This window comes from Pantoea sp. 1B4, from assembly GCF_016925765.1.
Lineage (GTDB): Bacteria > Pseudomonadota > Gammaproteobacteria > Enterobacterales > Enterobacteriaceae > Pantoea > Pantoea agglomerans.
The window spans coordinates 3,547,135-3,566,752 of sequence record NZ_JAEUWZ010000001.1 but is presented as its reverse complement, the minus strand read 5'-3'; the positions used below and the strand labels follow the sequence as shown (position 1 = coordinate 3,566,752).

Annotated in this window: 15 protein-coding genes, 2 tRNA genes and 3 rRNA genes; 6 read left to right on the top strand and 14 right to left on the bottom strand. The window is 53.8% G+C overall.

Annotated elements, in window-relative coordinates; all coding sequences use genetic code 11:
• The first annotated feature begins 86 nt into the window (after window positions 1-86).
• The 5 genes from JNO11_RS17080 to rrf (JNO11_RS17060) all read left to right on the top strand — a co-directional run bounded on the left by JNO11_RS17080 (window position 87) and on the right by rrf (JNO11_RS17060) (window position 3,877).
• Window positions 87-161: transfer RNA gene (locus JNO11_RS17080), tRNA-Glu, on the top strand.
• A 230-nt stretch (window positions 162-391) separates the two neighbouring features.
• Window positions 392-3,309: ribosomal RNA gene (locus tag JNO11_RS17075) — 23S ribosomal RNA — on the top strand.
• A 212-nt stretch (window positions 3,310-3,521) separates the two neighbouring features.
• Window positions 3,522-3,637: ribosomal RNA gene (rrf, locus tag JNO11_RS17070) — 5S ribosomal RNA — on the top strand.
• A 14-nt stretch (window positions 3,638-3,651) separates the two neighbouring features.
• Window positions 3,652-3,727, top strand: a tRNA-Thr gene (locus JNO11_RS17065).
• A gap of 34 nt (window positions 3,728-3,761) precedes the next feature.
• A 5S ribosomal RNA gene (gene rrf, locus JNO11_RS17060) occupies window positions 3,762-3,877 on the top strand.
• A gap of 193 nt (window positions 3,878-4,070) precedes the next feature.
• Here rrf (JNO11_RS17060) and JNO11_RS17055 read toward each other — a convergent pair.
• The 14 genes from JNO11_RS17055 to msrP all read right to left on the bottom strand — a co-directional run bounded on the left by JNO11_RS17055 (window position 4,071) and on the right by msrP (window position 17,219).
• Entirely contained in the window at window positions 4,071-4,832 is a 762-nt protein-coding gene (locus JNO11_RS17055) for an amino acid ABC transporter ATP-binding protein (RefSeq protein ID WP_010699823.1), read from the bottom strand.
• Window positions 4,833-4,840: 8 nt separating this feature from the next.
• Window positions 4,841-5,926 (bottom strand): amino acid ABC transporter permease, encoded by a 1,086-nt coding sequence (locus JNO11_RS17050; protein WP_325177524.1) that lies wholly within the window; start codon window positions 5,924-5,926, stop codon window positions 4,841-4,843.
• A gap of 31 nt (window positions 5,927-5,957) precedes the next feature.
• Window positions 5,958-7,136, bottom strand: coding sequence for an amino acid ABC transporter permease (locus JNO11_RS17045; RefSeq protein ID WP_187494988.1), 1,179 nt, complete (start codon window positions 7,134-7,136; stop codon window positions 5,958-5,960).
• A gap of 68 nt (window positions 7,137-7,204) precedes the next feature.
• Window positions 7,205-8,230: an amino acid ABC transporter substrate-binding protein gene (locus JNO11_RS17040; RefSeq protein WP_010255984.1), complete on the bottom strand. Its 1,026-nt coding sequence runs from the start codon at window positions 8,228-8,230 to the stop codon at window positions 7,205-7,207.
• A 543-nt stretch (window positions 8,231-8,773) separates the two neighbouring features.
• On the bottom strand, window positions 8,774-9,070 hold the full coding sequence (gene fis / locus JNO11_RS17035; RefSeq protein ID WP_003855228.1) for a DNA-binding transcriptional regulator Fis: 297 nt from the start codon (window positions 9,068-9,070) through the stop codon (window positions 8,774-8,776).
• 23 nt (window positions 9,071-9,093) lie between these two features.
• Window positions 9,094-10,059, bottom strand: coding sequence for a tRNA dihydrouridine synthase DusB (gene dusB / locus JNO11_RS17030; RefSeq protein ID WP_008925814.1), 966 nt, complete (start codon window positions 10,057-10,059; stop codon window positions 9,094-9,096).
• 368 nt (window positions 10,060-10,427) lie between these two features.
• A complete protein-coding gene (gene prmA, locus JNO11_RS17025; protein ID WP_325177523.1) occupies window positions 10,428-11,309 on the bottom strand; it encodes a 50S ribosomal protein L11 methyltransferase in 882 nt (293 codons plus the stop codon).
• A 16-nt stretch (window positions 11,310-11,325) separates the two neighbouring features.
• A complete protein-coding gene (panF, locus tag JNO11_RS17020; protein WP_010256003.1) occupies window positions 11,326-12,771 on the bottom strand; it encodes a sodium/pantothenate symporter in 1,446 nt (481 codons plus the stop codon).
• The gene (locus JNO11_RS17015) at window positions 12,761-13,003 is read right to left on the bottom strand and encodes a YhdT family protein (RefSeq protein WP_010256005.1); all 243 of its coding nucleotides are present in this window, start codon (window positions 13,001-13,003) and stop codon (window positions 12,761-12,763) included. Before JNO11_RS17015 ends, panF begins: the two co-directional genes overlap by 11 nt.
• A gap of 71 nt (window positions 13,004-13,074) precedes the next feature.
• Window positions 13,075-14,424 carry an acetyl-CoA carboxylase biotin carboxylase subunit gene (accC, locus tag JNO11_RS17010; protein WP_010256007.1) on the bottom strand — a complete coding sequence of 450 codons (1,350 nt, stop codon included), beginning with the start codon at window positions 14,422-14,424 and terminating at the stop codon, window positions 13,075-13,077.
• A gap of 11 nt (window positions 14,425-14,435) precedes the next feature.
• Entirely contained in the window at window positions 14,436-14,894 is a 459-nt protein-coding gene (gene accB, locus JNO11_RS17005; RefSeq protein WP_307515937.1) for an acetyl-CoA carboxylase biotin carboxyl carrier protein, read from the bottom strand.
• A 29-nt stretch (window positions 14,895-14,923) separates the two neighbouring features.
• Complete coding sequence (gene aroQ / locus JNO11_RS17000) at window positions 14,924-15,376, bottom strand: type II 3-dehydroquinate dehydratase (RefSeq protein WP_010256011.1); 453 nt, start codon at window positions 15,374-15,376, stop codon at window positions 14,924-14,926.
• Between the two features lie 232 nt (window positions 15,377-15,608).
• Complete coding sequence (gene msrQ / locus JNO11_RS16995; RefSeq protein WP_010256013.1) at window positions 15,609-16,214, bottom strand: protein-methionine-sulfoxide reductase heme-binding subunit MsrQ; 606 nt, start codon at window positions 16,212-16,214, stop codon at window positions 15,609-15,611.
• Window positions 16,215-17,219 (bottom strand): protein-methionine-sulfoxide reductase catalytic subunit MsrP, encoded by a 1,005-nt coding sequence (gene msrP, locus JNO11_RS16990; protein ID WP_010256016.1) that lies wholly within the window; start codon window positions 17,217-17,219, stop codon window positions 16,215-16,217. It lies immediately after the preceding gene.
• Window positions 17,220-17,505: 286 nt separating this feature from the next.
• Between msrP and csrD the strand changes: the two genes are divergently transcribed.
• A complete protein-coding gene (csrD, locus tag JNO11_RS16985) occupies window positions 17,506-19,455 on the top strand; it encodes an RNase E specificity factor CsrD (RefSeq protein WP_010699819.1) in 1,950 nt (649 codons plus the stop codon).
• Window positions 19,456-19,618: the final 163 nt, after the last annotated feature.

Here is a 19,618-nt window from a genome sequence, read left to right as displayed (position 1 = left end):
TGAAGATACCTTCCCGCGCAGTGTCCACACAGATTGTCTGATAAAAAGTAATGAGCAGGACGGCTGCGAAGTCGTGACACTTTTGTGTCCCCTTCGTCTAGCGGTTAGGACTCCGCCCTTTCACGGCGGCAACAGGGGTTCGAATCCCCTAGGGGACGCCACCTGCTTGGTGACAGGTGAAAGGTGTCTCCATACAGTATCTCAAAACCGATTTGGTTGCGTAAGCAGCCGGGCCGCGTTTGAGATATTTGCTCTTTAACAATCCGGAACAAGCTGAAAATTGAAACGACGCAGCGCGTCATTCCTCCGTAATAAGGAATGGCAAAGCGATGCGTTCGAGTCTCTCAAATGCTTGCAATTCGCAGCGTTGTAAAACGCCTGTGGGTTGTGAGGTTAAGCGACTAAGCGTACACGGTGGATGCCCAGGCAGTCAGAGGCGATGAAGGACGTGCTAATCTGCGTAAAGCGACGGTAAGGTGATATGAACCGCTACAGCCGTCGATGTCCGAATGGGGAAACCCGGTGCACTCTGTGCATCATTGCAGCATGAATACATAGTGCTGCAAGGCGAACCGGGGGGAACTGAAACATCTAAGTACCCCGAGGAAAAGAAATCAACCGAGATTCCCCCCAGTAGCGGCGAGCGAACGGGGAGCAGCCCAGAGCCTGAATCAGTTTGTGTGTTAGTGGAAGCGTCTGGAAAGTCGCAGGGTACAGGGTGATACTCCCGTACACAAAAGCACACATGCTGTGAGCTCGATGAGTAAGGCGGGACACGTGGTATCCTGTCTGAATATGGGGGGGACCATCCTCCAAGGCTAAATACTCCTGACTGACCGATAGTGAACCAGTACCGTGAGGGAAAGGCGAAAAGAACCCCGGCGAGGGGAGTGAAACAGAACCTGAAACCGTGTACGTACAAGCAGTGGGAGCCTTCTTTATGGGGGGTGACTGCGTACCTTTTGTATAATGGGTCAGCGACTTATATTCTGTAGCAAGGTTAACCGTATAGGGGGAGCCGCAGGGAAACCGAGTCTTAACTGGGCGTTAAGTTGCAGGGTATAGACCCGAAACCCGGTGATCTAGCCATGGGCAGGTTGAAGGTTGGGTAACACTAACTGGAGGACCGAACCGACTAATGTTGAAAAATTAGCGGATGACCTGTGGCTGGGGGTGAAAGGCCAATCAAACCGGGAGATAGCTGGTTCTCCCCGAAAGCTATTTAGGTAGCGCCTCGTGAACTCATCTTCGGGGGTAGAGCACTGTTTCGGCTAGGGGGGCCATCCCGGCTTACCAACCCGATGCAAACTGCGAATACCGAAGAATGTTATCACGGGAGACACACGGCGGGTGCTAACGTCCGTCGTGAAGAGGGAAACAACCCAGACCGCCAGCTAAGGTCCCAAAGTCATGGTTAAGTGGGAAACGATGTGGGAAGGCACAGACAGCCAGGATGTTGGCTTAGAAGCAGCCATCATTTAAAGAAAGCGTAATAGCTCACTGGTCGAGTCGGCCTGCGCGGAAGATGTAACGGGGCTAAACCATGCACCGAAGCTGCGGCAGCGACGCTTAGGCGTTGTTGGGTAGGGGGAGCGTTCTGTAAGCCGTCGAAGGTGTGCTGTGAGGCATGCTGGAGGTATCAGAAGTGCGAATGCTGACATAAGTAACGATAAAGCGGGTGAAAAGCCCGCTCGCCGGAAGACCAAGGGTTCCTGTTCAACGTTAATCGGAGCAGGGTGAGTCGACCCCTAAGGCGAGGCCGAAAGGCGTAGTCGATGGGAAACAGGTTAATATTCCTGTACTCGGTGTTACTGCGAAGGGGGGGACGGAGAAGGCTATATCAGCCGGGCGACGGTTGTCCCGGTTTAAGCGTGTAGGCGGAGTGTCCAGGTAAATCCGGACGCTTGTTAACGCTGAGGCGTGACGACGAGGCACTACGGTGCTGAAGTGATAAATGCCCAGCTTCCAGGAAAAGCCTCTAAGCATCAGGTAACACAGAATCGTACCCCAAACCGACACAGGTGGTCAGGTAGAGAATACCAAGGCGCTTGAGAGAACTCGGGTGAAGGAACTAGGCAAAATGGTGCCGTAACTTCGGGAGAAGGCACGCTGGCGCGTAGGTGGAGGGACCTGCTCCCCGAGCCGAAGCCAGTCGAAGATACCAGCTGGCTGCAACTGTTTATTAAAAACACAGCACTGTGCAAACACGAAAGTGGACGTATACGGTGTGACGCCTGCCCGGTGCCGGAAGGTTAATTGATGGGGTTATCCGTAAGGAGAAGCTCTTGATCGAAGCCCCGGTAAACGGCGGCCGTAACTATAACGGTCCTAAGGTAGCGAAATTCCTTGTCGGGTAAGTTCCGACCTGCACGAATGGCGTAATGATGGCCAGGCTGTCTCCACCCGAGACTCAGTGAAATTGAACTCGCTGTGAAGATGCAGTGTACCCGCGGCAAGACGGAAAGACCCCGTGAACCTTTACTACAGCTTGACACTGAACATTGAGCCTTGATGTGTAGGATAGGTGGGAGGCTTTGAAGCGCGGACGCCAGTCTGCGTGGAGCCAACCTTGAAATACCACCCTTTAATGTTTGATGTTCTAACGTAGGCCCGTAATCCGGGCTGCGGACAGTGTCTGGTGGGTAGTTTGACTGGGGCGGTCTCCTCCTAAAGAGTAACGGAGGAGCACGAAGGTCAGCTAATCACGGTCGGACATCGTGAGGTTAGTGCAATGGCATAAGCTGGCTTGACTGCGAGAGTGACGGCTCGAGCAGGTGCGAAAGCAGGTCATAGTGATCCGGTGGTTCTGAATGGAAGGGCCATCGCTCAACGGATAAAAGGTACTCCGGGGATAACAGGCTGATACCGCCCAAGAGTTCATATCGACGGCGGTGTTTGGCACCTCGATGTCGGCTCATCACATCCTGGGGCTGAAGTAGGTCCCAAGGGTACGGCTGTTCGCCGTTTAAAGTGGTACGCGAGCTGGGTTTAGAACGTCGTGAGACAGTTCGGTCCCTATCTGCCGTGGGCGCTGGAGAATTGAGGGGGGGTTGCTCCTAGTACGAGAGGACCGGAGTGAACGCACCACTGGTGTTCGGGTTGTCATGCCAATGGCATTGCCCGGTAGCTAAGTGCGGAAAAGATAAGTGCTGAAAGCATCTAAGCACGAAACTTGCCCCGAGATGAGTTCTCCCTGACTCCTTGAGAGTCCTGAAGGGACGTTGAAGACTACGACGTTGATAGGCCGGGTGTGTAAGCGCAGCGATGCGTTGAGCTAACCGGTACTAATGACCCGTGAGGCTTAACCTTACAACGCCAGAGGCGTTTTTGAGAGACACGATTTTCAGCTTGTTAACCGGATACAGTTGTGTCCTGCGGACTGAAGTCCGAAGGATTTTGCGCTGAGGCAAGGCGGCAACCGAGCGATACGAAGGAGCATACTGAAGTATGTGACGGAGTAGCGCGAGGGCGGCCAACGCAGCATCAGCACAAAAGACACAGGACAGAGCACAAAGAATTTGCCTGGCGGCTTTAGCGCGGTGGTCCCACCTGACCCCATGCCGAACTCAGAAGTGAAACGCCGTAGCGCCGATGGTAGTGTGGGGTCTCCCCATGCGAGAGTAGGGAACTGCCAGGCATCAAATTTAGTGTGCTGATATGGCTCAGTTGGTAGAGCGCACCCTTGGTAAGGGTGAGGTCCCCAGTTCGACTCTGGGTATCAGCACCAGTTAAGACACGAGTTCGGTAAATAAAAGAATTTGCCTGGCGGCTGTAGCGCGGTGGTCCCACCTGACCCCATGCCGAACTCAGAAGTGAAACGCCGTAGCGCCGATGGTAGTGTGGGGTCTCCCCATGCGAGAGTAGGGAACTGCCAGGCATCAAATAAGAGAGAGCCCTTTGCGTATGCGAAGGGCTTTTTTCGTTGTGGCAAACCGCGATAAAACTCCCTCTTCACAGCGTATCTGTCTGTTTATTCATAACAGCAACAGGTCAGTAAGCATATTAAAGCGGCTGTTCAGTCCATAAAAAACCCGGCACCAGGCCGGGTAGTGAGATAACTGAACGTCTGATCAGTGAATAACCTGCGATAGAAACGCCCGGGTACGCTCCGATTTTGGATTCGCAAAAAACTCCTGCGGTGGCGCGACTTCGACGATCTCTCCCCGATCCATAAAGATCACCCGGTCAGCCACCGTTCGGGCAAAGCCCATCTCATGGGTGACGCACAGCATAGTCATCCCATCCTCCGCCAGACCAATCATCGTATCCAGCACCTCTTTAACCATCTCAGGGTCCAGCGCTGACGTGGGCTCATCAAACAGCATAATTTTGGGCTTCATACAGAGTGAGCGGGCGATGGCGACACGCTGCTGCTGTCCGCCAGAGAGCTGGCCCGGAAACTTATGTGCATGCTCGGCAATACGCACGCGTTGCAGATAGTGCATGGCCAGCTCATCAGCTTCCTTCTTTGGAATCTTTCTTACCCAGGAAGGTGCCAGCGTGCAGTTTTGCAGTACGGTCAGATGCGGAAAGAGATTGAAGTGCTGGAAGACCATACCGACTTCGGTGCGCACGCGCTCAATGTTACGAACGTCATCATTAAGATGGATACCGTCAACAACAATGCGGCCCTGCTGATGCTCTTCCAGATGGTTGATACAGCGGATCGTCGTCGATTTGCCGGAGCCGGAAGGTCCGCACAGTACGATGCGTTCACGGGGTTTAACCTGCAGGTTGATGTCTTTCAGTACATGGAATTGCCCGTACCATTTATTCACGTTCTCAAGCGAGATCATCAACGCGTCGGAAGAGTGTGTCATAGAGTCAGTCATGTAAAACCTCAGTGCGATGTACGCCCGGTGTGAAAGCGCTTTTCCAGATACTGGCTGTAGCGCGACATGCTAAAACAGAAGATCCAATAGACCAGTGCAGCAAAGACATAACCTTCGGTCGACATCCCCAGCCAGGTCGGATCGACCGTTGCCTGCTGGACGCTGCTGAACAGATCGAAAAGACCAATGATGATGACCAGGCTGGTATCTTTAAACAGTGCGATGATGGTATTGACCAGGCCGGGAATAGTGAGCTTCAGCGCCTGGGGCAGAATAACCAGCATCTGCGTCTTCCAGTAGCCCAGCGCCAGAGATTCGGCTGCTTCGTACTGACCTTTCGGCAGTGCCTGCAGGCCACCGCGAACCACCTCTGCCACATAGGCGGACTGGAACAGAATGACCCCGACCAGCGCGCGCACCAGCTTGTCGATGTTAGTGCCTTCAGACATAAACAGCGGCAGCATCACGGATGACATAAATAGCACGGTAATCAGCGGCACGCCGCGCCAGAACTCAATAAAGATAATCGACAGCGTGCGCACGACCGGCATGCGTGAGCGACGGCCCAGCGCCAGCAAAATACCCAGCGGCAGCGCACCGGCAATACCCACTGACGCAATAATCAGCGTCAGCGTTAATCCGCCCCATTGACGTGTTTCGACACGTTCCAGCCCCAGATAGCCGCCATACAGCAGAAACCAGACAATCACCGGATAGATGACAGCCCAGGCAGCAATGTAGCGTCCACGATACGGCAGGCTCTTCAGGAACATCGGCACAATCGACAACAGGCCGATCACCAGCGCCAGGTTAATACGCCAGCGCAATTCATGCGGGTAAAGCCCATACATGAACTGGCCGAAACGAGCATGGATAAAGACCCAACAGGCACCCTCTTTGGTGCAATCGGCGCGCGTGGTGCCGATCCAGTTTGCCTGAAAGACCAGCCAGTTCAGCGCGGGCGGAATGACGTGCCAGATAACCCAGATGCAAAACAGCGTCAGTAGCGTATTAAACCAGCTGGAAAACAGGTTTTTACGAGCCCAAAACCAGGCGCGACTGACCAGAGTCGTCGGGACGGGGGGGCGTTTCATGCGTAGTCACAGACATAGTTATCCCGTTCTCTTAACGCTCAACCAGCGCAATTTTGCGGTTGTAGAAGTTCATAAGCATTGATATCAGCAGGCTGATAATCAGGTAAACGCCCATCGTGATAGCAATCGTCTCAATGGCCTGACCGGTCTGATTAAGTACCGATCCGGCGAACAGCGACACCATATCGGGATAACCGATAGCGGCGGCGAGTGAGGAGTTCTTCACGATGTTCAGATACTGGCTGGTCAGTGGCGGAATAATGACGCGCATGGCCTGAGGAATAATCACCTGGCGCAGCGTAACCGGATTAGGCAGCCCCAGCGACCGCGCTGCTTCATGCTGACCATAGGGTACCGACTGGATCCCGGAGCGGATCACTTCAGCAATAAACGACGACGTATAAATCGACAGTGCCAGCGTCAGGGCTGCCAGCTCCGGTATCATCACCGAGCCGCCACGGAAATTGAAACCGCGCAGTTGTGGCACATCCCAGTGCGTGGCTGGGCCAAACCCAATGTGTGCAAGCAAAGGAAAGAGAATCAGCATCACAACGGCAGCGGGCCATGTGCGACGTAACTGACCGGTTTTCAGCTGATGTTTACGGTTAAAGCGGTACAGGCCATAGCTCACAGCCGCGGCCAGAAGCAGTGCAATAACAAATGGCCAGCTGCCTGCTGCATAGGTCGGCCACGGAACGTAGAGTCCGCGATTACTGACATACGCCAGATCAAAAGCATTCAGCGCCTGACGTGGCCCCGGCAGATTGCGTAAGACTGCAAAGTACCAGAAGAAGATTTGCAGCAGGGGTGGGATATTACGGAAGGTTTCGATATAGATATTCGAGAGTTTCCGCAGCAGCCAGTTGTCAGAAAGGCGGGCAAGACCGACCGCGAATCCGAGAACCGAAGCGAAAACAATACAGAGTGCAGAGACCAGCAGCGTGTTGGTTAATCCGACCAGAAACACGCGCGCGTAGGTATCTCCCTCAGTGTACTCAATCAGATGCTGAACGATGCCGAAACCGGCAGTGCGCTCAAGAAATCCAAACCCCGATGTAATACCGCGGTTGGCAAGGTTAATAATGGTGTTATGCACCAGATAACCCACCACACCAAGCACCGCGACGACGGCGATGAACTGATAAATCCAGGCGCGAACCGTGGGATTACCAAATGAAATATCCCTTTTCACGGTTGGGCGTTGTGACATGTTGAAACCTCAGTAACGAAAGCTGGGGTAGGGCACCACAGAATAGGGTGCCCGATTAGTGAGGTCTGTTAACGTACCGGTGGTGCGTACTGAATACCGCCCTGGTTCCACAACGCATTCTGACCACGTGCAATCTTCAGTGCGCTGTCTTTACCGACGTTACGGTCAAAGCTTTCCTGATAGTTACCCACCTGCTTGACGATGTTGTAGGCCCACTTGTTATCCAGCTTCAGATCCTTACCAAAATCACCTTCTGCGCCCAGGAAGTGTGCCATGTCTGGTGTGGTTGGCTTGGCCGTCATCTGATCAACGTTCTTCGAGGAGATGCCCATCTCCTCCGCATTCAGCATGGCGTAGAGCGACCACTTCACGATGGTGAACCAGTCATCATCACCACGACGTACCAACGGCCCCAGCGGCTCTTTGGAGATCACTTCGGGCAGAACAATAAATTCGTCCGGTTTGCCCAGCTTAATGCGTAATGCGTAAAGCTGAGACTGGTCAGACGCCAGCGTATCGCAACGTCCGCTATCCAGCGCTTTAGCCGATTCATCAGAGCGGTCGAAGGTTACAGGCGTATATTGCATTTTGTTGGCTTTAAAGAAGTCCGCTACGTTCAGCTCGGTGTCGGTTCCCGCCTGAATACAGACGGTGGCACCATCCAGCTCTTTCGCACTTTTCAGGCCGGCCTTCTGGTGAGTCAGGAAGCCGATACCGTCGTAATAGTTCACGCCCGCAAACAGGAAGCCCATGCCGCCATCGCGCGATGAGGTCCATGTGGTATTACGTGAAAGCACATCCACCTCGCCGGACTGCAGGGCGGTAAAACGCTCTTTCGCGGTCAGCGGGGTATATTTCACTTTGGTCGCATCACCAAACACAGCGGCAGCCGTCGCACGACACACATCCACATCGATACCGGTAAACTTGCCGCCAGCATCTGCATAGGAGAAGCCCGGCAAGCCGTCACTGATACCACATTGAACAAACCCTTTTTTCTTTATCGCATCCAGTGTGGTGCCTGCGTGTGCTTGCTGAGCAACGGCAACCAGCGAGGCAGCAGCGATCAGCGTAGAGAGCATCATCTTTTTCATAAAGCATCCTGTGTGGCGGGATCATGTTGTTATGTTTGCGCACTTTAGTGTGCGTTTTTACTGTCTGTGGCGGTCAGCCATCCACGACTCTGCAAAGCTGATGCCAGGTTTGCAGGTTCCTGAATTCGTATGAAAGAACGGTTAATAATCGGAAGCACTTAGAAAGTTCCGCTAATATGGCGCACCAAAAGGAAGCAATGCGAGTCGACCCGATCACATTTAGTGCAAATAGTTTCACTATGTGGGAGCAGTGTGAGCATTCACTCAGGCAGAAATGTATGAAGAGATTGCGTTGCTTTTTAATGCGCAGAAAGTCACATACCCAGCAGTGGCGGGGATGTGAAGCGAGGTGAGGGTCAGGCAGGCACTAAGTCAAATCACAGCGGGCGAAAGCGAGAGGGTGAAATATCACGCCAGCGATTGCAACTACAGTTACCATATTACCGGAAACTGTTTCACTATCATTACCGTGGCTTTGTGCGTCGACGCACAAATAAAAACGCCAGCCCGAAGGCTGGCGTGATTTACAGACAGAACTAAAAATCAGTTCATGCCGTATTTTTTCAATTTCTTACGCAGCGTACCGCGGTTGATACCCATCATCAGGGCAGCACGGGTCTGATTGCCACGGGTATACTGCATCACCATGTCCAACAGAGGCTGCTCGACTTCAGCCAAAACCAGCTCATACAGGTCGCTCACATCCTGACCATTCAGTTGAGCAAAATAGTTCTTCAGTGCCTGTTTAACCGAATCACGCAAAGGTTTTTGAGTTACCTGATCCTGTGAGTTAACGGTTGAAACGGTCAGTACGTCAGAATTTACGCGTTGTTCGAACATAGTTCTTTCAGCTCTTTATTTCGTTACGCAAGATTTTCGAAGTATGCCTCCAACGCCTCCAGCTGTTCGCTGGCATCCTCAATGGCGTTGAATGTGCGCCGAAACTGGTCATTCGGGGCGTGCTCCTGCAGGTACCAGGAGACGTGCTTTCGCGCTATACGGTATCCCTTGCCTGAACCGTAAAAGTCGTGCAGCTCACGTATATGCGAAACAAGCAAGCGCTTGACCTCTGCCATCGGCAGCGGGGCAAGCAACTCCCCAGTGTCCAGATAATGCTGGATTTCCCGGAAGATCCACGGTCTTCCCTGAGCAGCACGTCCTATCATCAGAGCATCGGCCCCTGTATAGTCGAGCACCGCTCTGGCTTTATGCGGGTCAGTTATGTCTCCATTCGCGATAATCGGAATGGAGACACTCTGCTTAACTGTCCGAATGCTGTCATATTCAGCTTCTCCGTTGAACAGGCAGGCACGAGTGCGACCATGTATCGTCAGAGCCTGTATACCGCAGCGTTCAGCCAATTGGGCAATCGCGACACAGTTCCTGTTTTCAGGATCCCAGCCAGTACGAATTTTCAGCGTAACCGGCACATTCACTGCATTAACCACTGCGGAGAGAATTGACTCCACCACGGTGGGATATTGCAGCAAGGCTGAACCCGCCATTTTGCGGTTAACCTTCTTGGCAGGGCATCCCATATTAATGTCGATGACCTGTGCACCAGCCTCAACATTAATGCGTGCAGCTTGCGCCATTTCACTGGGATCGCAACCGGCAATTTGCACGGCGCGAATGCCTGGCTCATCGCTGTGAACCATACGTAATCGAGATTTGTCGCTAGCCCAGACTTCCGGGTTTGAAGACAACATCTCAGAAACTGCCATGCCTGCACCCATTTCGTGACACAGCGCCCTGAACGGCCTGTCGGTAATACCGGCCATCGGTGCTGCAATCAGTCGATTTCTCAGCTGGAGGTTTCCAATACGCATGAAGTCAGAATGGCCATACTGTGTCTGCAAGGCGGCGTATATTACGCATTTTTGCAGGAAGATGAAAGGCCAAACTTTGAACAATCAGCAAGAAAGATCAATGAAATCCGGGTCATGATCGATGCGCATATTTATTAAGCTTAAATATCAATGACTTAACAATTTATGCTGAAATTGTGAGCAAAAGTTTTTCCAGAAAAGTACGTCAATTCGCCAGATAAAAAACGTCACATGCCGTGATTAACGATACAAGCATCCATTTCAAATCGGGAAAGCCCGCAACTTACGCTACGGGCTGGCTGAATGTTCTGTTAAGGCACTTTGTTACGGGCAGCGCGATATCAGAGGGGGGCAGACAGGCGCTATATTCAGGATTTAATCCCGGTAATCCGGCACCACTCCTCTTTAACCGCAACCGGGTCGAGCGTGAACTCGCTGACATACGCTTCGCAGACGCTCTCTGCCTGGCTCTCTAACACGCCCGAGAGGCCCAGATAACCGCCAGACTTCGGCAGAACGCTGATCAGCGGGGCCAGTTCACGTAGCGGGCCGGCCAGGATATTGGCCACCACCACATCAGCCTGCAGATTTTCGGGTTGCTGGTGGGGAAGATAGAGCGACAGGCGATCAGAGACGCCGTTGCGCTCAGCATTATCCCGGCTGGCCTGAATAGCCTGCGGATCGATATCAATCCCGATCGCCTGAGCCGCGCCCAGCTTCAGTGCGGCGATCGCCAGGATCCCCGAACCACAGCCGAAATCGATCACCGTTTTGCCCACCAGATCAAGCCCGTCAAGCCAGGTAAGGCAGAGTGAGGTGGTCGGATGCGTGCCGGTCCCAAACGCCAGGCCGGGATCGAGCATCACGTTGACGGCATCGGGATCCGGCACATCACGCCAGCTCGGACAGATCCAGAGCCGCTCACCGAAGCGCATCGGATGGAAGTTTTCCATCCATTCGCGCTCCCAGTCTTTATCTTCGATCTGCTCGATCCGGTGACGAAAACCGGCGCCCAGCAACGGATGCTGCGCCAGTTCGGCGGTAATCGCGGCCATATCAGTTTCTGCATCGAACAGGCCGATAACATCGGTATCGCCCCACAGGCGGGTTTCACCTGGCAGCGGCTCATACACCGGCGTGTCGTTGGTATCCTGAAAGGTCACTGAAACCGCACCGATGTCCATCAGCGCATCGCTCAGCGTTTCCGCGTGTTCACCTGAGCTATTAATTTTGATTTGAATCCACGGCATAACGTCTCTCTTTCCGTCAATGTTGCGGCGCGTCGACCGTTTGCGGCGCGCGTCCAAACAGGTTGCCCACTAAAAATGCCAGCAGGCTTAAAAGCAGTGAGGGCACAATGGGATGAAAACCCAGAATCTGCAGGTTCAGGCTCGCCAGAAAAGCGTAGCAGCCTCCACCCACCACCATGCCGGTGATGGCGCCTGCGGCATTAGCGCGTTCCCAGTAGAGACCCAGTACCAGCGGCCAGAGGAAAACCGCCTCAAGGCCGCCAAAGGCCAGCAGGTTGAGCCAGATAATCATATCGGGTGGATTCCAGGCCGCAATCAGCAGCAGGAGACCCAGTGCGAACGTAATGGTGCCAGATAACAGCCGCAGCCGCGTCTCATTTTCCATCTGCTGCGGGGCGACACGCAGATAGAGATCTTTGATCAGCGTGGCCGAAGCCTGTAACAGCTGGGCATTAATGGTCGACATAATGGCGGCCATGGGGGCTGCCAGAAACAGTCCGGCAGCTAACGGTGGCAGCACAGTGATCATCAGGGTGGGTATAACACTATCCGGCACGGTCAGATTCGGCAGTATCGCCCGGCCCAGCGCTCCGGCCAGATGCATTCCCAGCATCAGGATCACCACCACAATGGTACCCAGAATAATGGCCCGATGGACTGCCTTGCTGTCTTTATAAGAGATGCAGCGCACCGCAGTATGCGGCAAGCCAATCACCCCAAAGCAGACCAGCACGACAAATGAACTGAGGAAGGTCGGCGTTATAATCTCACCCGGTCCCTGCGGCGACAGCAGAGCGGGATCAATGTCATGTAGTTTCTGCACGGCCGTGCTCAGGCCGCCAGCCTGATGAATCACCGCGAACAGCAGCAGAAATGTGCCAATCAGCATCACGATTCCCTGCATGGCGTCATTGAGAACGCTGGCACGGAACCCGCCAAAAGCGGTGTAGAGCGCAATAGTGCCGCCAAAAATCAGCAGACCCGTGTCATACGGGATGCCTGCGGCGGTTTCGAGTAGCCGCGCGCCGCCAATAAACTGCACCGTCATGGCACCGATAAAGGCAACCAGCAGGCTCAGACTCGCCAGCCAGATCAGCAGCGGGCTCTGATAGCGGGCGTAGAGCATGTCATTCAGCGTCACCGCATTATGCTTACGCGCCAGGATGGCAAACTTTTTCCCCAGCACACCAAGCGAGAGCCAGACGGCGGGCACCTGCACCATCGCCAGCAATACCCATCCCAGCCCATATTTGTAGGCGGCACCGGGACCACCAATAAACGAGCTGGCGCTGATATAGGTGGTGGTGAGCGTCATCGCCAGCACAAATCCGCCCATGGAGCGGCTGCCAAGGAAATATTCAGTGAGGAAGCTACCCTCGCGCCTTTTGCGCACGGCAAACACCGACAGCGCGGCAATCAGCACCAGATAAATCAGTAACGGCAGGATAATTTCACTGTTCATTTGTGTCCTCCAGCGGCATGTCGCGGAAAATTAACCGCACCATCATCCAGCACAGGAATATGAACAACAGGGGAGCAAACAGGCAGGAGAGTTCAAACCAGCGCGGCAGGCCGGTGATACCAATTTCACTGCCACCCAGCCAGGCAGAAAGCCCCCAGGCAGCGAGCCAGAGCAGGGTGAGGTAGAGCGACCAGCGCGCCTCTTTATGTGCCTGTATAAAACGAGCATCCATGATTCAACCTTAACGCCAGCGGCAAAGAAAAAGGCCGGATTAACCGGCCTCTGACTGACTCAGCGTTGCGTTTACTTCTCGTGCAAGCCGAGTTTTTTCTCCAGATAGTGGATATTGGTTCCACCGTGCTGGAAGTTTTCGTCGGACATGATTTTCATCTGCAGTTCAACGTTGGTTTTGATACCGTCGATGATCAGTTCCGCCAGCGCATTCTTCATGCGGGCGATAGCCACGTCGCGCGTTTCGCCATAGGTGATCAGCTTACCGATCATGGAGTCGTAATACGGCGGTACGGTGTAGCCTGAGTAAATATGCGACTCCCAGCGCACGCCAAAACCGCCTGGCGCATGGAAGCGGGTGATTTTACCCGGACTTGGCAGGAAGGTGACCGGATCTTCAGCGTTAATACGGCACTCGACCGCATGTCCGCGAATAACCACTTCGTCCTGTTTGATCGACAGTGGCTGACCCGCAGCAATGCGCAGCTGCTCTTTGATCAGATCCACACCGGTGATCATCTCGGTCACCGGATGTTCCACCTGAATACGGGTGTTCATCTCAATGAAGTAGAACTCACCGTTTTCGTAAAGAAACTCGAAGGTACCTGCGCCACGATAGCCAATCTCAATACAGGCTTTGGCACAACGATTGCCGATAAAGCTGCGCTGTTCTTCAGTAATACCTGGGCCTGGCGCTTCTTCAACCACTTTCTGGTGACGACGCTGCATAGAGCAGTCACGTTCGCCCAGATAGATCGCGTTGCCCTGGCCGTCAGCCAGAACCTGAATCTCGATGTGGCGCGGATTCTCCAGATACTTCTCCATGTAAACCATGTCGTTGCTGAAAGCCGCTTTGGCTTCCGCTTTCGTCATGTTGATGGATTGTTCCAGATCTTTGTCGCTGCGCACAACGCGCATACCACGACCGCCGCCGCCGCCAGAGGCTTTGATGATGACCGGATAACCGATGCGCTTCGCAAAGGCACGGTTTTTTTCCATATCATCGGTCAGCGAACCGTCAGAACCGGGTACGGTTGGGACGCCTGCTTTCTTCATGGCATTAATCGCAGAGACTTTGTCGCCCATCAGGCGAATGGTGTCTGCTTTCGGACCGATAAAGATAAAGCCGGAGCGCTCAACCTGCTCAGCAAAATCGGCATTCTCAGAGAGGAAGCCGTAGCCAGGGTGAATCGCCACCGCGCCGGTGATCTCTGCAGCAGAGATCAGCGCCGGGATGTTGAGGTAACTTTTAACTGACTGCGCCGGGCCGATGCAGACGGTTTCGTCAGCCAGCAGCACGTGCTTCAGGTCACGATCCGCGCTTGAGTGTACCGCAACAGTCTTGATGCCCAGTTCTTTACAGGCACGCAGAATGCGCAGCGCAATCTCACCACGGTTAGCAATAACAATTTTATCCAGCATGATCTGCCCCGTTACTCGATGATAACCAGTGGCTCGTCAAATTCGACCGGCTGACCGCTTTCAACCAGGATAGCTTTCACTACACCTGATTTGTCAGCTTCGATCTGGTTCATCATTTTCATGGCTTCGACGATGCACAAGGTATCGCCGGCATTCACTTTCTGGCCGACTTCCACAAAGGCTTTCGCATCCGGGCTCGGCGTACGGTAGAAGGTCCCTACCATTGGTGAACGCACGATGTGACCGCTGATTTCAGCCGGTGCCGCTTCGGCAACCGCTGCAACAGGAGCAACAGCTGTTGCCAGAGCAGGCTGTTGAACCGGCGCAGCGTAAGTCTGCTGCATCATCGGGTAACCCACGTTTGCAGGTGCACGGCTGATGCGAACGGACTCTTCACCTTCAGAAATTTCCAGCTCTGAAATGCCAGACTCTTCAACCAGTTCGATCAGTTTTTTTAATTTTACGAATATCCATGAGTGGGGTTCCGTACTCAGTTTGATTAATTAGTTTGAGACAGGCGTTTTACTGCCGTTTGTAAAGCCCATGTGTAGCCGTCAGCGCCAAGCCCACAGATCACGCCAGCAGAGACATCAGAAAGATAGGAGTGATGGCGGAAGGGCTCGCGGGCATGCACGTTGGAGAGATGAACCTCGATAAACGGTATTTCTACCGCCAGCAGGGCATCACGTAGTGCGACACTGGTATGGGTAAACGCGGCAGGATTAATAATGATGTAATCCACATTGCCTTTGGCCTCATGAATGCGATCAATCAGCTGAAATTCAGCATTGGTTTGCAGGTGGCTCAATTCCACATTCAACTGGTCTGCCTGACGTGTCAAATCGTCAACGATCTGACGCAGCGTGGTATGACCATACTTCTCAGGTTCACGCGTTCCCAACAGGTTCAGGTTGGGCCCGTTTAAAAGCAGAATATGTAATTTATGCGCCATCGTGCTGCCATCTCCCGCAATCATTGAGGCATCGCGTAAAATACCTTGCGAATCTTCATTTGTCACCTTTGAGAATGAAAAAGAAGACCCGACGAGCAATAAAGCCGGGCATTATATCCGTTTCGTGTCATTTCGCAGCAAAATACTGGTCTTATCTGCGAAGATGATCGGATGTGGCCTGCGGGCCACATCTTTTATCAGAAAAGTGCAGAGGAAAACAACGGGTGAAGCGCTAGCGAGGCCACCATTTGAGAAATTTTTTGTAACGCCAGGCTAACAGTATTGCAGCAAGTAGTGCGTAGATAAGTGGCTGGGGTGACACGGTTTTCACTGACCAGATATAGTGAATCGGCACCAGAATGGCCACCAGATAGACCGCGTTGTGCAGGGTTTGCCAGCGCTTACCGAGCTTGCGCTGAGCGCGCTGAAACGACGTCAGCGCCAGGGCCAGTAATATCAGCCAGCTGATAATCCCCAGTGTCAGATAGGGACGGGAAATCAGCTCGCTGCCCAGCAGACGCAGATTGTCAGCGCCCAGCTCCAGCAGGTAATAGCTCAGCAGATGGAGAGAAGCCCAGACAAACGTCCAGACGCCAAGCAGACGCCGGGTGCGGATTAACAGCGGTTGCCTGCCATAACGTGCCAGCGGTGAGACCAGCAGCGTACCCAGCAGCAGTTTCAGCGCCATGCGGCCGGTAAAATGCTGAATATCTTTTGCCGGATCCGCACTCAGGCCGCCCTGCATCGCGGCAAGAACCAGATAAATCAGCGGCAACAGGGCCGCCAGATGCAGAATCACCTTAAGCCAGGTGATCTGTTTTATCGACAGGCGTACCACCTAGTAATTCTCCCGTAAATCCAGGCCACGATAGAGCGACGCAACCTGTTCGGCATAGCCGTTAAACAGCAGAGTTGGCTGACGTTCGACCTTCAGACTGCCGCCCGGGCCAATAAATCGCTCAGTGGCCTGCGACCAGCGTGGATGATTAACATGCGGATTCACATTGGCATAAAAACCATATTCATCTGCGGCGATCTGATTCCAGGTCGTTGGTGGCTGATTTGCGGTCAGGGTGATTTTGACAATCGACTTAATGCCCTTAAAACCATATTTCCACGGCACCGTCAGGCGAATCGGCGCGCCATTCTGCGGCGGCAGCGCTTTGCCATAGACGCCGGTGGTCAGAATGGTCAGCGGATGCATGGCTTCATCCAGACGTAAACCTTCGACATAGGGATAATTGAGTCCGCCGCCAATAAAGCGATCTTTCTGACCTGGCATCTGCTCAGGATCGTACAGTGTCTGAAAGGCGACAAAACGCGCTTTGCTGGTGGGTTCCGCCAGAGAGATAAGCTTATTCAGCTCGAAGCCTATCCAGGGCACCACCATCGACCAGGCCTCCACGCAGCGCATGCGATAGATTCGCTGCTCCATGGCAAACCGTTTAAAGATGTCATCCATATCCAGGGTCACGGGTTTAGCCACTTCGCCATCAATGGTCAGTTTCCAGGGTTCTGTTTTCAGCGTACCGGCATTGGCAGCCGGATCGGCCTTATCCAGCCCGAACTCATAGAAGTTGTTATAGCCGGAAACTTTATCCGCAGGCGTTAAGGTCAGATCGGCCTGATATTGCGCTGGTTTGGTAAAGTCCAGCGGCCGGCCTGCTGGCGCGGGTGGGCGATCGTTGCCTTTGAACCAGCTGAGAATATCGGCTTGCGCCACGCCCGGCATACCCATCGCCGCTGCGCTCAGTCCCAGCGTTTTCAGCACCTGGCGGCGCTTCATGTTAAAAATGCTTTCCGGCGTTACGTCGGCTTCGGTCAGACGGGGTGTGCGTTTCATGGTGCCCTCTCCAGACAGGATGTCATTAACCAGCATGATGACTATTACTGATATCAGCCAGTTTCGCCCTGAAAATGTGAAATTTCCTGGCTGGCCGGTACGATGAGAATGCACCGAAAAGTGCCAGGATCAACGTCAGCGATGATATCCCGACGATATACTTCGGCTTCATACGTCCCGGCGCTGTCGGCAACGGCAAATTATGCTATTTTTGCTCGCGTTTTCGTCAGGCTGACGGTACAAGGTTGGGTGATCCGGTTATCACCGCAGTAATACAGGCACAGGGATGCGATTAACCACAAAATTATCTGCGTTTATTACCTTTTTAAGCCTGCTGGCCATGTCGTTGATGCTGGCAGGCTGTGCATTCAGTGTTTTCTGGTTCAGTCATCAGCGGGTTGAACATCGGGCGCAGATACTGGCGACCGAAGTGGATCAGGCGATGTTCACCCAGACGCCGGCAGAGCTGCATGTCTGGCTCACGCGTATGATGCCGATAATGAATGCCGAGCAGATTTCCCTTCACAACGGCAGGCAGACTTTCCTTACCCTCTCCCGACACGAAAACCAGATGCTGGAAGACGAGCCTAATCGTTTTATCCAGGTCGATGTGCCTTTGATGCACCAGACGGGGTTAGAGCTGCGGGTCGTCACCCTTGATCCTGCCAAAACCTGGCTGCGCTCCATTACCGGCACCTCTACGCTGGGCATCCTGTTTACCGTCATGCTGGTGATGAGTCTGGTGCTGCTGCTGATGCATCGCTGGCTCAGTCGTCAGTGGCGCGGTATGGAGCATCTTGAAGTGCGGGCAGAGGCGATTATCAGCGGTGAGCGCGGCGTAATGCCGAAACGCGGTGCGGATGAGTGGCCACCGAGAGCGAGCCGCGCACTGGATGTGTTGCTGGCGGATCTGCAGGAAGCGGGCGAGCAGCGTCTGCGTATCGACACGCTGATCCGCACCTTTGCTGCGCAGGATGGACGCACCGGTCTCAACAACCGGCTGTTCTTTGATAACCAGCTCGCCACCCTGCTGGAGGATCAGGAAGCTGTCGGCACCCATGGTGTGGTGATGATGGTGCGCCTGCCCGATCTGGACACGCTGAAGGATTCGCTGGAGCCGGGGCTGGTTGAGGAGTACCTCTTCAATTTCGTCAACATGCTTTCCACCTTTGTGCTGCGCTATCCTGGCGCCCTGCTGGCACGCTATTTCCGCAGTGATTTTGCCGTGCTACTGCCACATCGCAGTCTTAAAGAGGCAAACAGTATTGCGGATCAGCTGATCAATGCTGTTGATTCTCTGCCGCCGATGCGGCTGGTTAATCGTGATGATCTCATTCATATCGGTATCAGCGCCTGGCACAGCGGGCAGACTGTGCCGCAGGTGATGGAAAATGCCGAAATGGCTACCCGACGTGCGGCACTGCTGGGCGGCAACAACTGGACCAATGGTGCCGGAAATCCGCAGGACGCCGGGCGGGGTAGTGTGCGCTGGCGAACCCTGCTGGAGAACACGCTTAGCCGTGGCGGCCCGCGGCTCTATCATAAACCCACCGTCAATATTGAGGGTAAGGTACAGCACCGGGTGATGCTGACCCGCATCTTCGACGGCGATAAAGAAGTGCTGGCCGCAGAATATATGCCCCTGGTACAGCAGCTCGGCATGGCTGATGGCTGGGATCGCCAGTTAATGACTCGCATTGCGGCACTCTCTGAACTCTGGCCAGAAGAGACGCTGGTGATCCCGGTGACGATTACCTCGCTTCTGCAGCGCTCTTTTGTCCTCTGGCTGCAGAACATGCTGCTGCAGTGCCCGAAAGCGCAAAGAAAACGATTTTTATTTGAACTTGCCGAGGCAGATGTTTGTCAACACATCAACCGTTTAACGCCAGTTTTCCGCGCACTTAAGGCTTTTGGCTGTCGGGTTGCGGTAAATCAGGCGGGTTTAACCGTGGTAAGCAGCGCCTACATACGACAGCTGCCGCTGGAACTGATCAAGCTTGATGCCGGTCTGGTACGCAATATTGAGCGCCGGACTGAAAATCAGCTGTTTGTGCAGAGTCTGCTGGAAGTCTGTAAATGTACGGGCATTCAGGTGTTTGCTACCGGTGTCCGCACTAAAGCGGAGTGGCAAACCTTAGTCGCGTTGGGCGTAGCAGGTGGGCAGGGCGACTTTTTTGCTCCCTCGCTTCCGGTTAACAGTAACGTGAAGAAGTATTCACAACGTTACCGTATTTAATGAATTGCGGTCGTACTGACGGAAATTTACGGTTTTTTTTAATGTTTATCCGCGTCTGAACCTCTGAACTTACTGCCGGAAATGTTAGATTTTATGTCGGACAGGGCAAGGGGAAATAGCGTGAAATGCAGTGCTGATGGCGTCTGGTCGCCATTCTGCTGTT

Coding starts and splice junctions, on each gene's coding strand:
- JNO11_RS17055 (WP_010699823.1), bottom strand. CDS start 4,832: ATGACTGACTCTATGACACACTCTTCCGACGCGTTGATGATCTCGCTT.
- JNO11_RS17050 (WP_325177524.1), bottom strand. CDS start 5,926: ATGAAACGCCCCCCCGTCCCGACGACTCTGGTCAGTCGCGCCTGGTTT.
- JNO11_RS17045 (WP_187494988.1), bottom strand. CDS start 7,136: ATGTCACAACGCCCAACCGTGAAAAGGGATATTTCATTTGGTAATCCC.
- JNO11_RS17040 (WP_010255984.1), bottom strand. CDS start 8,230: ATGAAAAAGATGATGCTCTCTACGCTGATCGCTGCTGCCTCGCTGGTT.
- fis (WP_003855228.1), bottom strand. CDS start 9,070: ATGTTCGAACAACGCGTAAATTCTGACGTACTGACCGTTTCAACCGTT.
- dusB (WP_008925814.1), bottom strand. CDS start 10,059: ATGCGTATTGGAAACCTCCAGCTGAGAAATCGACTGATTGCAGCACCG.
- prmA (WP_325177523.1), bottom strand. CDS start 11,309: ATGCCGTGGATTCAAATCAAAATTAATAGCTCAGGTGAACACGCGGAA.
- panF (WP_010256003.1), bottom strand. CDS start 12,771: ATGAACAGTGAAATTATCCTGCCGTTACTGATTTATCTGGTGCTGATT.
- JNO11_RS17015 (WP_010256005.1), bottom strand. CDS start 13,003: ATGGATGCTCGTTTTATACAGGCACATAAAGAGGCGCGCTGGTCGCTC.
- accC (WP_010256007.1), bottom strand. CDS start 14,424: ATGCTGGATAAAATTGTTATTGCTAACCGTGGTGAGATTGCGCTGCGC.
- aroQ (WP_010256011.1), bottom strand. CDS start 15,376: ATGGCGCATAAATTACATATTCTGCTTTTAAACGGGCCCAACCTGAAC.
- msrP (WP_010256016.1), bottom strand. CDS start 17,219: ATGAAACGCACACCCCGTCTGACCGAAGCCGACGTAACGCCGGAAAGC.
- csrD (WP_010699819.1), top strand. CDS start 17,506: ATGCGATTAACCACAAAATTATCTGCGTTTATTACCTTTTTAAGCCTG.